This window comes from Acinetobacter seifertii, assembly GCF_016064815.1.
GTDB lineage: Bacteria > Pseudomonadota > Gammaproteobacteria > Pseudomonadales > Moraxellaceae > Acinetobacter > Acinetobacter seifertii.
Genome location: NZ_CP065820.1, coordinates 1 through 14,864, shown reverse-complemented (window position 1 = coordinate 14,864; position 14,864 = coordinate 1). Strand labels below are relative to the sequence as shown.

The 14,864-nt window shown below is 38.7% G+C and carries 12 protein-coding genes; 3 read left to right on the top strand and 9 right to left on the bottom strand.

Annotated elements, in window-relative coordinates:
* Nucleotides 1-93: 93 nt before the first annotated feature.
* Nucleotides 94-936, top strand: a complete 843-nt coding sequence (locus I8T81_RS00060) for an alpha/beta fold hydrolase (protein WP_198071855.1) — start codon at nt 94-96, stop codon at nt 934-936.
* Between the two features lie 60 nt (nt 937-996).
* Here the strand turns inward: I8T81_RS00060 and erpA are convergent, their stop codons facing one another.
* The 4 genes from erpA to I8T81_RS00040 all read right to left on the bottom strand — a co-directional run bounded on the left by erpA (nt 997) and on the right by I8T81_RS00040 (nt 5,082).
* Nucleotides 997-1,332 (bottom strand): iron-sulfur cluster insertion protein ErpA, encoded by a 336-nt coding sequence (gene erpA, locus I8T81_RS00055; protein ID WP_002115421.1) that lies wholly within the window; start codon nt 1,330-1,332, stop codon nt 997-999.
* 124 nt (nt 1,333-1,456) lie between these two features.
* Complete coding sequence (locus tag I8T81_RS00050) at nt 1,457-2,461, bottom strand: putative solute-binding protein (RefSeq protein WP_198071854.1); 1,005 nt, start codon at nt 2,459-2,461, stop codon at nt 1,457-1,459.
* A 353-nt stretch (nt 2,462-2,814) separates the two neighbouring features.
* Nucleotides 2,815-3,822: a putative solute-binding protein gene (locus tag I8T81_RS00045; protein ID WP_004698179.1), complete on the bottom strand. Its 1,008-nt coding sequence runs from the start codon at nt 3,820-3,822 to the stop codon at nt 2,815-2,817.
* Between the two features lie 255 nt (nt 3,823-4,077).
* A complete protein-coding gene (locus I8T81_RS00040) occupies nt 4,078-5,082 on the bottom strand; it encodes a putative solute-binding protein (protein ID WP_198071853.1) in 1,005 nt (334 codons plus the stop codon).
* 252 nt (nt 5,083-5,334) lie between these two features.
* Here I8T81_RS00040 and abc-f point away from each other — a divergent pair, with 252 nt between their 5' ends.
* Entirely contained in the window at nt 5,335-7,266 is a 1,932-nt protein-coding gene (gene abc-f, locus I8T81_RS00035) for a ribosomal protection-like ABC-F family protein (RefSeq protein ID WP_039250100.1), read from the top strand.
* A 266-nt stretch (nt 7,267-7,532) separates the two neighbouring features.
* Entirely contained in the window at nt 7,533-8,090 is a 558-nt protein-coding gene (locus tag I8T81_RS00030; RefSeq protein ID WP_002051888.1) for a VTT domain-containing protein, read from the top strand.
* Nucleotides 8,091-8,172: 82 nt separating this feature from the next.
* Here I8T81_RS00030 and cybC read toward each other — a convergent pair whose 3' ends face one another.
* The 5 genes from cybC to dnaA all read right to left on the bottom strand — a co-directional run bounded on the left by cybC (nt 8,173) and on the right by dnaA (nt 14,864).
* Entirely contained in the window at nt 8,173-8,565 is a 393-nt protein-coding gene (cybC, locus tag I8T81_RS00025; RefSeq protein WP_198071852.1) for a cytochrome b562, read from the bottom strand.
* Nucleotides 8,566-8,602: 37 nt separating this feature from the next.
* Nucleotides 8,603-11,071, bottom strand: coding sequence for a DNA topoisomerase (ATP-hydrolyzing) subunit B (gene gyrB / locus I8T81_RS00020; protein WP_004698165.1), 2,469 nt, complete (start codon nt 11,069-11,071; stop codon nt 8,603-8,605).
* Nucleotides 11,072-11,123: 52 nt separating this feature from the next.
* Complete coding sequence (gene recF / locus I8T81_RS00015; RefSeq protein WP_019456681.1) at nt 11,124-12,206, bottom strand: DNA replication/repair protein RecF; 1,083 nt, start codon at nt 12,204-12,206, stop codon at nt 11,124-11,126.
* Nucleotides 12,207-12,220: 14 nt separating this feature from the next.
* Nucleotides 12,221-13,369, bottom strand: a complete 1,149-nt coding sequence (gene dnaN / locus I8T81_RS00010) for a DNA polymerase III subunit beta (RefSeq protein WP_004698161.1) — start codon at nt 13,367-13,369, stop codon at nt 12,221-12,223.
* 97 nt (nt 13,370-13,466) lie between these two features.
* Nucleotides 13,467-14,864, bottom strand: a complete 1,398-nt coding sequence (gene dnaA, locus I8T81_RS00005; RefSeq protein WP_004698159.1) for a chromosomal replication initiator protein DnaA — start codon at nt 14,862-14,864, stop codon at nt 13,467-13,469.

Sequence of the window (14,864 nt, the reverse complement as noted above, 5' to 3'; positions counted from 1 at the left end):
TCATAGCACATTTACTGACCCGAAATGCTGTTATGTAAATGGACATAAAAACTCATGATAAATGCCGACAAAAATAATTTAAGGCATGTTGTTATGGATTTGACCAACCGTATTCATCAATACACTCGTGGGGCTTGGACATTCGATGTGATTGATTCAGGCCCTCTAGATGGTCCGCTCGTTGTTTTATTGCATGGTTTTCCAGAAACTGCCCATAGTTGGGAGCAAACTTCTGAACTATTGCATCAGCATGGATTTAGAACGCTTGCGATTCATCAACGTGGTTATAGCTTAAATGCTAGGCCTCAAAGCCGATTTCAGTATTCTCTGAGTGAACTTGTAGAAGATGTGGCAAGCTTTATTAAGCAGATTGGTCAACCAGTTTATTTAATTGGGCACGACTGGGGTTCTGTAATTGCGTCTAGTGTAGCCATGAAGTATCCACAATATATTCAACATCTCACTTTAGTTTCTGTACCTCATCAAGCCGCATTTTTAAAAGCTTGTTTAAGCAGTAGACAACTTTTTAAATCTTATTATTTTGCAATTTTTCAGCTACCGATTCTGCCCGAACTTTTATTTAAAAAGATACCGAAATTAGGCCGTAAGTTTCTAAAGTCATCAGGCATGACTGAACAACAAATTGAAATATTCGAAACTGAATTTATAAAAGAAAATAGATTAACCACGGCGTTAAATTGGTATCGAGGATTTTTCTGGGATAAAACTCGGAATCCACTTAAAGCCATAGATGTTCCAACGTTGTTTATTTGGGGTAAGCATGATATTGCCGTTACAGAAAAAAGTGCGGAGCTAAACTCACATTATTTTAAAAATAGTTATGACGCAGTTTTTATGGATGCATCGCATTGGATTCCATATCAAAATGCACCAGAACTCGTACAATATTTTTTAGAATCTGTGCGTGAAGAGTAAGGATATAGGCAATAAAAAACCTCTCAAAATAGAGAGGTTTTTTTAAATTTTAAAATTCTTTTAAATCGAGAATGAAGAGCCACAACCACATGTTGTTGTTGCATTCGGGTTTTGTACGATAAAACGCGAACCTTCAAGACCTTCTACATAGTCAACTACTGAACCAATAAGGTATTGGTAGCTAAGTGAGTCAACCAGCATTTTTACATCGCCATTTACGAATTCTGCGTCATCTTCATTTACGCTTTCAGCAAAATTGAAGCCATACGAAAACCCTGAACATCCACCACCTGTTACATATACACGTAACATGAGATCGTCATTCCCTTCACTATCACGGAGTTGGCGTACCTTATTGGCAGCATTATCTGTCAAAACTAGAGCTTGGGCATTCATGATGATGGTTCCTCGGATTTTGCTGTGCCTTTCAAAATAAAAAAGACCCTATATTGAGTATAGCATAATCAATATAGGGTCTGTCTTCGAAGTTTAAAGCGAATCTTGAGTATTTTTATCAAGATTATTTGTAATTCTCATCTTGTAAGCCGCATTCGAAGTTTTTCGCATCTTGTTTACAACGGAATTGCCATAATAGTTTCATCATCCGTTTATCATAAACACCACGCTTTGTAAGATTAATTCGTGATTCACGCATAAGCTTCTGATAGCCCGGTTTATCGGCAGCAGGAACATCCATCCAGTATTTTTGTGGAATATCTGCTTTCATTTTTCCTAAAATAGTAAAGGCACGAGGCAGCTGACCTGCCACCCATTCTCTAGATTTCTGACCAAATCCAGCTGGGAATTTATCTGGACGGATAATAATATTTCCAGTTACCTGTAAGATTGGATAGTTAACGATTGCTCCTTTCGTACCTAAGCCTTTTTGTAGCTCTAAAGGTTTAAACGCTGCTGCTGGTGCACCAATAATATCGACCTGATGGTTATTAAATTTAGCGCCAAAGTTAGTCACATCTGCACTCACAGCCTGTGCTCCTACCTGCTGAACCATAATCTTTTGCGCTTCATCGTAATCTAGTACAGCAATTTTTTTACCTGCAGCTTTCGCTACTGTATTAATGCTGCGGTCGTTTACTAAAAGATAAGCATCTCCTACGGGAATAACACCAACAACCTCGTAGCGGCCATTAACCATATATTTACTAAAAGTAGGACTCGCTAAACCTTGCATTATTTTTACAGCAAGCTTGAGGTCAGGAATCGCACCAATAGCATCTAATGATCCTGTAAATGAGTTGAATTGACGCCCGCGCATACCTGATACGCTAATGCCGTCACATTTACCCGCTTTAAAATCTTCAGCAATCACTGCTTCATTCTGGTTTACTTTTAGTTCGATATCAGCTCCCCAGTTTTTAGCGGCAAGTTGATAATCTTTCATGAGTGCATAAACGTCGCCATTTTTTCCAACGAAGTCAAAAACACATACCGTTTGTTTAGCCTGAACTGCAAAAGAAACTGTGGTAAGTCCCATAGCAACTAATAGCGTTTTGGAAAATTGCATATTCGTTGTTCCTTTCCTTGTGGAGTTTTTGTTTTTCGATACCAAGAAATTTCATACCGATCAGGTATGAGTCGGATAGGCTTCATATAAAAATCATGTTGGAATATTTTTATAGACCGAATTTGCTTTTATGATTTTACTTCCATGAAAAATAGATAGTGATTGACCTACCTATTAGCAATTATTTTTAATCACTCAAGTCCTTGATCCATTTTTATACCTTCATGTTTCCTTATGAAGTTTTTATCTAATTTAGCTTAACGTCTTTCTAACTATCCACAATGGCTGAATTGACAGCCTATATAAAGCAAAAAAGCCTAGAACTCAGTCTAGGCTTTTAAGATCAATATGAATTATTCACCAGCCATTGAACATTCAAAGTTAGCTTTGTCTACAGAACAACGTGCTTTTTTCAATACAGACATCATACCCGCATCGTAAATACCACGTTTCGTTAAGTCCATACGACCATCACGTAACATTTTTTGGTACTTAAGTTTGTCTTCAGCACTTAGGTTCATTTTGTATTTACCCGGAATCTGTGCTTCTAGGCGGTTAATCATTGCAAAGTTTTTAGGTAATTGTTTTACGAACCAATCACGAGATTTTTGACCAAAGCCCGCTGGGAATTTATCTGCACGTAATACAAGGTCAGCAGTTACGTGTAAAACTGGGAAGTTCCACATTACACCGTTTGCACCTAAACCTTTGTTTAGTTCTAATGGTTTGTATGCATAAGCAGGCGCACCTACCATATCTACCTGACCATTGTTAAATTTAGCAGCAAAGTTTGAAATATCAGAAAGAACTGCCTGAGCACCTACACGCTGCACCATAATTTTTTGTGCATCGTCATAGCCTAATACGGCGAATTTTTTACCCGCAGCTTTTTCAACAGAGTTGATGTTTTTGTCACGTACGAAAATAAATGCTGAACCTAGCGGAGAGATACCAGCAACTTCGTATTTTTTACCACCAAGGTTAGTTGTCATTTTTGCAGCATTACGTGCATCTAATACATAGGTAATAGCACGCTGTGCGATTTGGTTGTTAGGAACACCACCAAGCGAGTCGATTGATCCTGCGAATTTGTTATATTGGCGTGCACGCATAGCAGTCATTGCTACAGCATCACATTTACCAGCTTTAAAATCATTATCTGCAACAGCCTCGTCCTGACGAGGAACTAAGTTAATTTCAGTACCCCAGCCTTTTGCAGCTAGAGCCCATTCTTCCATCATTTTATATGAGTCGCCTGCTTTTCCTAAGAGGTCGAATACACACACGGTACTCGCTGCTTGTGCTGAAGCAGAAAAACCAACAACAGAAGCGGCAGCCATAGCAAGTACGATTTTTTTCATTTTCTTCATCCTTCCACGGAATAGATTTTTTGTTTGAAGTTTCCTTTCAAACACAGATATTAATCATGTTTTTTAGAAAAAAATAGAGCTTTTACTCAAATATTTTTATCTGATTGGATCATTGTTTGTTCTATTTAAATTATTTATGAGAAGTAAAAATCTCTAATTTTCCGTAAGTTACTTTTTATATTCACAATTTTCATACCCATATTCAGCTTTGAAATATGTGTAGCGATTTTGTGATTAAAAAACAAACTACTCATCATTGAGCGTACATTCAAAATTAGTCCGTTCAATCGTACAACGTGCACGCTTCAGCACACTCATCATGGTCGCATCATAGACACCTTGCTTGGTTAATTTGAGCCGTCCTTCACGCAATATTTTTTGGTATTTCAGCTTATCCTCAGCTGAAAAATTTAATTTAATTCTAGGCGGTACTCCTGCTTCCAACTGTTTTACCATATTGAAGTTTTGCGGTAACTGTTTAATAAACCATTCACGAGACTTGACTCCAAAGTTGGCTGGAAATCTATCATTTCTTGTTATTAAATCTCCTGTAACGTTAACAACAGGAAAAGTGAACATCGCTCCATTCGTTCCTACGCCTTTACCAATTTCTAAGGGTTTATAAGCATAAGCAGGTGCGGCAATTGCTTCGACTTGGCCACTATTAAACTTTTTCACAAAATCGGTAATTTCCGATGGAATAGGATGTGCACCGACACTTTCAACCATAATTTTTTGCGCTGCGTCATACTGTAAAATAGCAAATTTAGTACCACGTACTTTTTCAATTGAGTTCAGGCTTTTATCTCTTACAAACAAATAAGCCAAACCAATCTGGACAATACCCACAACCTCGTAGTTTGTTCCATTTTGTGTAGTTACCATGCGATGTTTATTACGTTGGTCTAAAACGTAACTAATCGCCTTTTGAGCAATTGCATTACTGGTCACACCACCAATCGCATCAATCGAACCTGCAAATTTATTATAATTTCTTGCTCGCATAGAGGTCATATAAGCTGCGTCACATTTGCCCTCACGCAGTCTATGATCTACCAAAGCTTCATCTTGAAATGGAATTAAAGTAATGTCAGCTTGCCAACTTTTGGCTGCAAGCGCCCACTCTTCCATCATTTTGTAGGATTCACCTGATTTTCCCAATAAATCGAATACACATACATTTTGCCCAGCATGTGCTGTTCCCATAGCACAGCAAAATACTGTACCAATTATCCCCAATCCTTTTTTCATTTGACTTTCCTTAGTCTAGTTTTATTAGGAGTTCATTTATCAACCAAGTTTTAAATTGTTTTTATTTTAGCCATATTTTTTAAAAAGTGGTCTATCTCGTTAAAAATTTAGATATTTTCAGACGAATAGCTTAAATAGAGATGGGTTAAGCCATGCAATCCCAGCATTTATAAACTAAAACTGCTAAAACTTTGTCTTCACGGTCAGTTCTCTTTAAAATACAGCATCCCTAACTCACCTCGATAAAACAAGATGATTCAATTTGACCAAGTTTCTTTACGCCGCGGTGGACGTGTTCTATTTCAAAAAGCGTCTATGCAATTACACCCAGGTTGGAAGATTGGTCTGACTGGGGTCAATGGAGCAGGTAAATCAACTTTATTTGCAGCGTTACTTGGAAGTTTAAGCGCAGATGAAGGTTCACTTACCCGTCCTACAGGCTGGACTGTTGCGCATATGGCACAAGAAGTAAAAGCTTTGGATATGCCAGCAATTGATTTTGTTCTTTCAGGTGATGAAGAGTTTTGGGATATTCAAAATAAGCTTGCTCATCCAGATCAACTAAGTGACTTTGAGTTAGCTAAATTACATGGTCGTTTTGATGAAATTCATGGTTATTCAGCACCATCTAAAGCTGCACAGCTCATGGCGGGCTTAGGTTTCCTAGAAAATCAATTGCGTTTAAACGTTGAGAGTTTCTCTGGTGGATGGCGTATGCGCTTAAACTTGGCACGTACCCTTATGAGCCGTTCCGATTTATTATTACTAGACGAACCAACCAACCACTTAGACTTAGATGCAATTTTGTGGTTAGAAGACTGGCTTAAAGCCTATGAAGGTACCCTCATCCTCATTTCGCATGACCGCGACTTTTTAGATGCGATTACAGATCATATTCTCCATATTGAGAATCAGGAACTCACGCTTTATACGGGTAACTATTCAACATTTGAAACAACTCGAAGTGAACGTTTAGCACAACAACAACAAGCTTTTGAGAAGCAGCAAGAAACACGTGCTCACCTACAAAAATTTATTGACCGTTTCAAAGCAAAAGCCACTAAAGCTCGTCAGGCACAAAGTCGTATTAAACAACTTGAGCGTATGCAACAACTCGCTCCAGCTCATGTCGATACGCCGTTTACTTTTAGTTTCCGTGAACCGACAAAAATGAGTTCACCGTTGCTGACCTTAGACAATGCCAGCATAGGATATGGCGACAAACAAATCGCTGAAAAAATTAGACTTCAAATTACACCAAACTCACGTATTGGTTTACTCGGTATGAACGGCGCAGGTAAATCAACATTAATTAAGAGCTTGGTGGGTGATTTACCACTGTTAGCAGGTGAACGTAAAGCTTCCGAGCTGCTTAACATTGGCTACTTTGCGCAGCACCAGATGGATGCTTTAGATGGTCACGCTAGCCCAATGTTACAGCTTGCCCGTATAGCAGATAAACAAATTAGTGAAGCCACCCTACGCTCTTTCTTAGGTAGTTTCGGCTTCAGTGGTGAACGTATGGATACACCATGTGAAAGCTTTTCTGGTGGAGAGCGCGCTCGTTTGGCTCTGGCACTGATTGTATGGCAGCGTCCAAATGTTTTAATTCTTGATGAACCAACGAACCATTTAGATCTTGATATGCGACATGCGCTGAGCATGGCTTTACAAGATTTTGAAGGTGCTGTCGTACTGGTTTCCCATGAACGTCAGCTTATTGCCAGTGTGTGTGATGAGCTTCTTTTAGTACACGGCGGTAAATGTACCGAGTTTGAAGGTGATTTACAGGATTATGCTAAATGGCTACGTGAAGCCCGTCAGCAACAAATTAATGCTCAAACTGCCGTAGCACAAAATAACTCGTCCTCTACCACTTCTGCCCCAGCTAAAATCGATAAAGAAGCACAGCGTAAAGAAGCCGCGCGTCGTCGTGAACAAACTCGACCGATTCGTAAAAATATTGAAAAAGTTGAATCTCAAATTGAAAAGCTACAGCCACAGCTTGCTAAGATTGAAGAAGCTTTAGCGGACAGCTCATTATATGAGGCTGCACGTAAAGATGATTTGCTTAAGCTGATGAATGAACAAACTGAACTCAAAGCTAAACTTGAACAATATGAAGAGCAACTTTTAGAACTCATGATGGAACTTGAGGAAATGGAAGCCTCTTTCGAGAACTAAGTTCTTGCCTGTACTGGTATTTTTAAATAGCAGTACAGGCTTTTAGTTCAAATAAGAGCTTTATTTGCGCTACTATATAAAAATGTGAATGACTTTGAATAATATTTCATTCAGCTGTTAAATTTCTGAGATAGATTCAAATTTGATAACATATAAAACTTAAGCTACATCTTAAGGGTTGCCATACACAGATAATTTAACTAAATTCTGTAACTTCGTTTTTACCCTTGTTTAGTAGGTATTTAATTCGGGATCAGACAAACTGAATGAATTTTATTGATTTTATTACTAATTTTGAACATTTTTTACCTATTTTAATTCAGGAGTATGGCGCATGGGTCTATGCCATCCTCTTTTTGATTATTTTTTCTGAAACAGCTTTTGTATTTATGTTCTTTTTACCTGGGGACAGTTTACTTCTAACCGTTGGTGCTTTGTGTTCAGTGATTGAAATGATGCATCTAGGTTACATGATTACTTTACTGACTGTAGCTGCAACGCTTGGCTATATTGTGAACTATTCTATCGGTCGTCATTTTGGTAATAGAATTTTTGAAGCAAAATCACGTTTTATTAAGAAAGAGTATTTAAATAAAACCAACCGTTATTTCTTACAACACGGCGGCAAAACTATTCTTCTGGCACGTTTCATTCCTTTTGCACGTTCTTTCGCACCATTAGCTGCGGGCTCTAGCAATATGAGTTATGGAAAATTTTTAATCTATAATGTCGCTGGAGCTATTTTGTGGATTTGTATTCTCTTAACAGCAGGATATTTATTTGGCCATGCGCTCATTCAGGTTACAGACTTAGTAGAAAATTAATCTTTTTTAAATTTAGTGCCTTCAAATACAATAAAGGGAATGATTGAATCATTCCCTTTATTGTATTTAGATAAAAATGAAGTTATCTAAATTTCTTATGATTTTCATTACGGATATTAACTAAATTGATTGCTTCCGTTTTTGCTTGGTCTAATTGACCCTTATTTACCAAAACTGTAACACGATCAATCTCAGCAACTAACTGATCTAAACCTGCTTGATATTGCTTTACCTGTACATTTTCAGGCGGTAAACCCTCCAACTTATGAGGTAAAGATTTTTTTGAAGATAATGCTGCCTGACGCATAATCACAAGCTGTTGTTTTGCGTTATTGAGATCTTTCGCTTCAGCGAAGGCTTTTGTGCTCTTTGCTAAAGTTTTCATGTCGGCTTCCAAGTCAGCTGAAAATGCAGAATGACTCACTAAAGCCGCACATGAAATCAGCATACTTGCTAAAATTTTTTGACTCATCATCTTCTCTCCCTAGACTGATTTAGAATCTAGCTATCAATTAAGCATCAATATCTGCATTCAATGCATTTTCTTCAATGAAAGCACGACGTGGTTCAACGTCATCACCCATTAAGCACGAGAACATACGATCTGCTTCGATTGCATCATCAATAGTCACCTGTAACATATTACGGTTTTCAGGGTCCATTGTGGTTTCCCAAAGCTGTTCAGCATTCATCTCGCCCAGACCTTTATAGCGCTGAATCATCATTCCACGACGTGAGTCTTGCAAAATGTGCTGCCATACTTGATGGAAGTTAGCCACTTGAATACGGCGATCACCTTTCTGTAAATATGCACCGTCTTCAATCAATTTGAACCAACTCTTCGAGTTCTTCAATAAACGAGCATATTCTGCTGAATTTAGTAAGCCAGCATCAAGTAAGTAAGCATGTGGTAAGTTATGAACATACACTGTCACACGTGGCCAATAATGCGCAGTTTTCTCACCCTGAGCATTTTCACGCTCAAAGGTTTCCAGTGTAATTTCTGGACGCAAACTTGGCTGTAGTCGTTGAATAGCTTCACGTACTTGATCAGCCCATTGTTGTACATAAGCTTGATCATGATTCTGGTCAGCTTTAAACGCTTCCATTTCAAGTAATGCATCAAGCAAGCTCGCTGGATAACGCAATGTTAAACGCTGTAGGCTCTTTTGTGAAACTTGATAGTCCTGAATCACTTTTGCTAATGCTTCGCCTGTAATCGCAGGCGCTTCAGCACTAATATGTAAAGCAAGCTCATCAATCGCATTTGAAATTAAGTATGTTTCTAATGCATCGTTATCTTTGATGTATTGCTCTTGCTTACCTTTTTTCAGCTTATACAAAGGTGGCTGTGCAATATAGATATGACCACGCTCAACCAACTCAGGCATTTGACGGAAGAAGAACGTTAATAACAATGTACGGATGTGAGAACCATCGACGTCGGCATCGGTCATGATGATAATTTTATGATAACGAAGCTTGTCAGGGTTATATTCTTCACGGCCAATACCACAGCCAAGTGCTGTAATTAATGTACCTACTTCCTGACTCGAAATCATTTTGTCAAAGCGAGCACGTTCAACGTTCAAGATCTTACCTTTCAAAGGTAAAATAGCCTGCATTTTACGGTTACGACCTTGCTTGGCACTACCACCCGCAGAGTCACCCTCGACAAGATATAATTCAGAAAGTGCTGGGTCTTTTTCCTGACAGTCAGCTAATTTACCTGGTAAACCAGCGATATCTAACGCACTCTTACGGCGTGTCATTTCACGTGCCTTACGCGCAGCATCACGTGCACGTGCAGCGTCAATAATCTTTCCAGCAATCGATTTTGCAGCTTGTGGGTTTTCTAATAAGTAAGCAGAGAACTCTTTGTTCATTGCTTGCTCAACCGCCGGTTTTACTTCACTTGATACCAATTTTTCTTTCGTTTGAGACGAGAATTTTGGATCAGGAACTTTAACTGAAATAATCGCCGTTAAACCTTCACGCGCATCATCACCAGTCACATTGACTTTCTCTTTCTTGAGAATGTTTTCATTTTCAAGATACTGGTTTAAGCCACGTGTTAAAGCAGCACGGAAACCTGCTAAGTGCGTACCACCATCTTTTTGCGGAATGTTGTTTGTGAAACAGCGAACATTTTCTTGATAGCTTTCATTCCACTGCAATGCAACTTCTACACCAATACCACTTTCGGTATCTGCGGTGAAATGGAAGATCTCATTGAGATGAGTTTTACCTTCGTTAATGTATTTTACAAACTCAGATAAACCACCTTCGTAGTCATATACATGCTCAAGATTAATACGCTCATCACGTAAAACAATACGGACGCCCGCATTTAAGAAAGAAAGCTCACGTAAACGACGCGCTAAAATTTCAACGTTAAAAATGGTTTGACTAAAAGTTAGTTCACTTGGCCAGAAACGTACAGTTGTACCACTACTATCCGTTTCACCAATCACACGTAAAGGATATTGCGGATCGCCGTGTTGATATTCTTGCTCATGAACTTGGCCCGCACGATTAATAATTAAATGCAATTTACTTGAAAGTGCGTTTACAACTGAAACACCTACCCCGTGTAAACCGCCTGAAACTTTGTAGCTGTTGTCATCGAACTTACCACCTGCGTGCAGAATAGTAAGAATTACTTCGGCTGCAGAAACACCTTCTTCAGGGTGAATATCAGTTGGAATACCACGACCATTATCTGAAACACTCACAGATTCATCTTCGTGAATCGTAACAATGATTTCATCACAGTGGCCAGCTAAGGCTTCATCGATTGCGTTATCGACAACCTCGAATACCATATGGTGTAAACCGGTACCGTCGTCTGTATCCCCAATATACATGCCCGGACGTTTACGAACTGCATCTAATCCACGTAATACTTTAATACTAGAGGAATCATAAGCCTTTTCATTGGTTTGTTCTGTTTGAGAGGCTGATTGAGACTCTGAACTCATGGTTTCTCCCTAGCAAATATAGGTTTATTCAAAGATGGGTAACATCAAAAAATTATGGTGAAGCAAGACTAACTTGACCGGATTCAACATTGAATAATTGATATGAAATGGACAGATCATGTAAGTGTTTTTTTACCGAAGCATGATCTAAAGTTGTCATAAAAACCTGGCTACCAAGTTGGCTTAATCGTTCAATTAAACGTTGTTGTGCGGTTAAGTCTAATTCTGCTGTCAGATCATCTAATAATACCACAGTTTCCTTATTACTCGCATGTAACATTGCAATTTGTGACAGTTTTAAAGCAATAATCAGGAGTTTTTTCTGACCTCTTGATAAAACATCATCTGCATGTCCAAAGGGTGTTTTTAAGCGCAAATCAGCTCGATGTGGACCATACTCTGTATAACGTCTTTCAATGTCTTTTTGATGCTGATTTAACAAGTCTTGCATGAGTCCCTGCTCAGTATGAAAACCTGGGCTATATTCCAGTTCAATCTCTAAATCAGGCAGCAATTGACTTAAGTCATTTTGAAAATAAACATTCCATTGTTCTACGATGCTTAAACGCTGAGAGTGTAAAATTTCACCATAATCACTCAACATTTTGTTCCACGGCTCTAAATCAGCCAAAGAAAGATTGCGTCTTGTTTTGAGTAAGGTATTTCGCTGTTTTAATGCACGGGAGTAGTATTGCCATGCAAAATAAAATTCAGGTTCCACGTGGAACATCAGCCAATCTAGAAGCTGACGTCTTGGCTTAGCACCATGATCAATAATATCTGTACTTTGGGGGTCAATATGCTGTAAAGGAAGTAATTTGGCGAGCTGACCTTGTGTTGCCACGGTATCGCCATTCACTTTCATCAACTGCTCACCAGAAGCAAGTTTCTGCATACCGATTTTTTCAGTCACTGATTGAGCAAATACAATCGCATCGTCAGCTTCATACTGAATATAATTCTTTGGAATATGTGTACGAAATGAACGACCTGTTGCAAGCAAATGAATTGCTTCCAGAATTGAAGTTTTTCCTGAACCGTTGGCGCCATAAAAAACATTAAACGGTTGCAAACCATGGAGTGCAACCGTTTTTAAATTACGCACACGTTCTATGTTTAAACGCGTAAGATGCATAGAATTAAACCAAATTAAACACGCATCGGCATAACAACGTAAGTCTGATCAGGGTGAGCTGGATCTTGTACCAATACTGATTGGTTCGCTTCAGTCATGCTCATGTTGACATCATCACCATCTAATACACCTAATACATCAAGTAAATATTGAGCATTAAATGACATTTCTAATGGTGAATTTTGATATTGGATTGCTAAATCTTCAATCGCTTCATCTTGTTCAGGGTTATTTGCACGCAGCTGCAAAGAATCTTGATTAAAGTTTAAGAAAACACCACGTAATTTTTCATTACTTAAAATTGCAACACGCTGTAATGATTGCTTAAATACATCATGACCAATCAAAACATGTTTATCACCACCACGTGGAATAACACGGCGGTAGTCAGGGAATTTTCCATCAATCAATTTTGTCGTAAAACGAACAGTAATATCACCTTGTTCTTTATCACGACTTGGCGTATTGATCGTTACATTTAATAATTCACGGCCAATAAGCAAGGTAAGTTGCTCATCTTCAATACTCAGTAAACGCTGTAATTCACCAACAGCTTTACGCGGCACAATTGCTTGTACTAATTGAGATGAACTAGAAGAAGCCAAAATTTCACAAAGAGCAAGACGGTGGCCATCAGTTGTTACTGCACGCAATTGATTTTCATCAATTTCTAACAAAGTACCGGTTAGATAAAAACGTACATCTTGTACGGCCATTGCAAAAGCAGTTTTTTCAAATAAACGCTTTAATTCACGTTGAGTCACCTGTACTTGCGTACCTTGGCTATTCTCAGTATTGAGTAACGGATAATCTTCAGCTGGCAGAGTACCTAATACAAAACGGCTATTACCAGACTTTAAAATACATCGTTGATCTTCAGTAATTTGTAAATCAATTAATGCAGCTGCAGGCAAAGATTTACAAATGTCCATCAACTTACGCGCAGGAACAGTCGTTTCACCTGCTTCAAGGCACGCCCCTTCTGATAAAGCAGTACTCGCCACCAGTTCAACTTCTAAATCCGAACCTGTAATGGTGAGTGCTTGACCATTAGTCTGAATTTTGACGTTTGAAAGAATATTCAAGGTATGACGACGTTCTACCGCACCGACAACATGCGATAAAACATTGAGTAAACTTTCTTTAGCGATTTTCAAACGCACGATTCATTCCTCTAGCAACTTGGAGCAAACATTTCATTTTTTAGCTGTGTACTATGCTGCACTTATGGAGACTTTGCAACAACGTCTTATGATTTCATTAACTCTGAAGAAGACGTAATAAGTTCTTATAATCTTCGTCAAAGATAGGATCTTCTCCCCGCAAACTAACCACTTTTTCACACGCATGCATTACGGTGCTATGGTCTCGTCCACCAAAAGCCATTCCGATTTCCGGAAAACTATCACCCGTCAATTCACGAGCAAGACCCATCGCCAATTGACGTGGTCGTGCATAAATTCGTGTTCGTTTTGGACCCACTAATTCTTTTAACGGGATACGGAAATATTCACTCACCACGCGTTGTATATTTTCTACACTAATTGTACGTGCACGAATCGCCAATACATCTTTTAAAGACTCTCGTACGACATCAAGGTCGATCGGAGCACCTTTGAAACGTGAAATTGCAACCACTTTATTCAACGCACCTTCAAGTTCACGTACGTTCGCTACCACTTGTTGAGCAATAAATAATGCGCAGTTTCTAGGCAAATCAACGCCACTATTTTCAGCTTTTTTAAGTAAAATTTCGATTCGTGTTTCAATATCTGGCGGTTCAACACCGACTGATAGCCCCCAAGAAAAACGAGAGACTAATCGAGGATCAAGTTCTGTTAATTCTTTAGGATAGCGATCAGAAGTTAAAATAATTTGTTTAGATTCATCAAGTAAGGCGTTAAATGTATAAAAGAATTCAACAAGACTAGCTTCTTTACCAGCCAAAAGGTGAATATCATCAACTAATAATAAATCTAGAGAACGACAATTTTTCTTAAATTCTTCAACCTTTCCTTTTTGTAATGAACTCACAAAATCCTGTACAAAACTTTCCGAAGTCATATACATGACTCTCGCATTCGGCTTAGCTTGGAGCAATGCATTACCAACTGCTTGCATTAAGTGAGTTTTACCAAGGCCCGTTGGGCCATATAAAAACAAAGGATTGTGTTGAGATGCACCTAATTGCGTTAAAACCTTCCTGCATGTTTCAGCAGCCATCTGGTTAGAACGGCCTTCAACAAATAAAGAAAATGTAAATTGTGGATTTAAAAGCTTCTTTTTTGATGTTTTAGGATTAACAACATTATTAGCAACAGCTTCTACTTCCTTTTTAACCTTAACAGGTTGAGCTACAGGAGCAGTCTGTAAAGCTGCTGTAGTAGTTGCAGGTTGCTCATTAGAAGACAAAATACTACCAGGACGGGAATCGACCAAGATTTCAACTTGACGCACTCGTCCTTCTGACAATTGTTCTGCCAATATAGAAATTAACTCTAAATGATTCTCTTGAATATAACGCGTCCAATAAGGATTAGGAGCATATAGACGTAGTATACCCTCCACTTCTTCAGCTACTAAAGGGCGAATCCACATCGCAAAGACGTTATCAGAGAGCTCTTGTCGCAAGCGAGTTAAGCAGTCTGTCCAAAGCAT

Coding starts and splice junctions, on each gene's coding strand:
- I8T81_RS00060 (WP_198071855.1), top strand. CDS start 94: ATGGATTTGACCAACCGTATTCATCAATACACTCGTGGGGCTTGGACA.
- erpA (WP_002115421.1), bottom strand. CDS start 1,332: ATGAATGCCCAAGCTCTAGTTTTGACAGATAATGCTGCCAATAAGGTA.
- I8T81_RS00050 (WP_198071854.1), bottom strand. CDS start 2,461: ATGCAATTTTCCAAAACGCTATTAGTTGCTATGGGACTTACCACAGTT.
- I8T81_RS00045 (WP_004698179.1), bottom strand. CDS start 3,822: ATGAAAAAAATCGTACTTGCTATGGCTGCCGCTTCTGTTGTTGGTTTT.
- I8T81_RS00040 (WP_198071853.1), bottom strand. CDS start 5,082: ATGAAAAAAGGATTGGGGATAATTGGTACAGTATTTTGCTGTGCTATG.
- abc-f (WP_039250100.1), top strand. CDS start 5,335: ATGATTCAATTTGACCAAGTTTCTTTACGCCGCGGTGGACGTGTTCTA.
- I8T81_RS00030 (WP_002051888.1), top strand. CDS start 7,533: ATGAATTTTATTGATTTTATTACTAATTTTGAACATTTTTTACCTATT.
- cybC (WP_198071852.1), bottom strand. CDS start 8,565: ATGATGAGTCAAAAAATTTTAGCAAGTATGCTGATTTCATGTGCGGCT.
- gyrB (WP_004698165.1), bottom strand. CDS start 11,071: ATGAGTTCAGAGTCTCAATCAGCCTCTCAAACAGAACAAACCAATGAA.
- recF (WP_019456681.1), bottom strand. CDS start 12,206: ATGCATCTTACGCGTTTAAACATAGAACGTGTGCGTAATTTAAAAACG.
- dnaA (WP_004698159.1), bottom strand. CDS start 14,864: ATGCTTTGGACAGACTGCTTAACTCGCTTGCGACAAGAGCTCTCTGAT.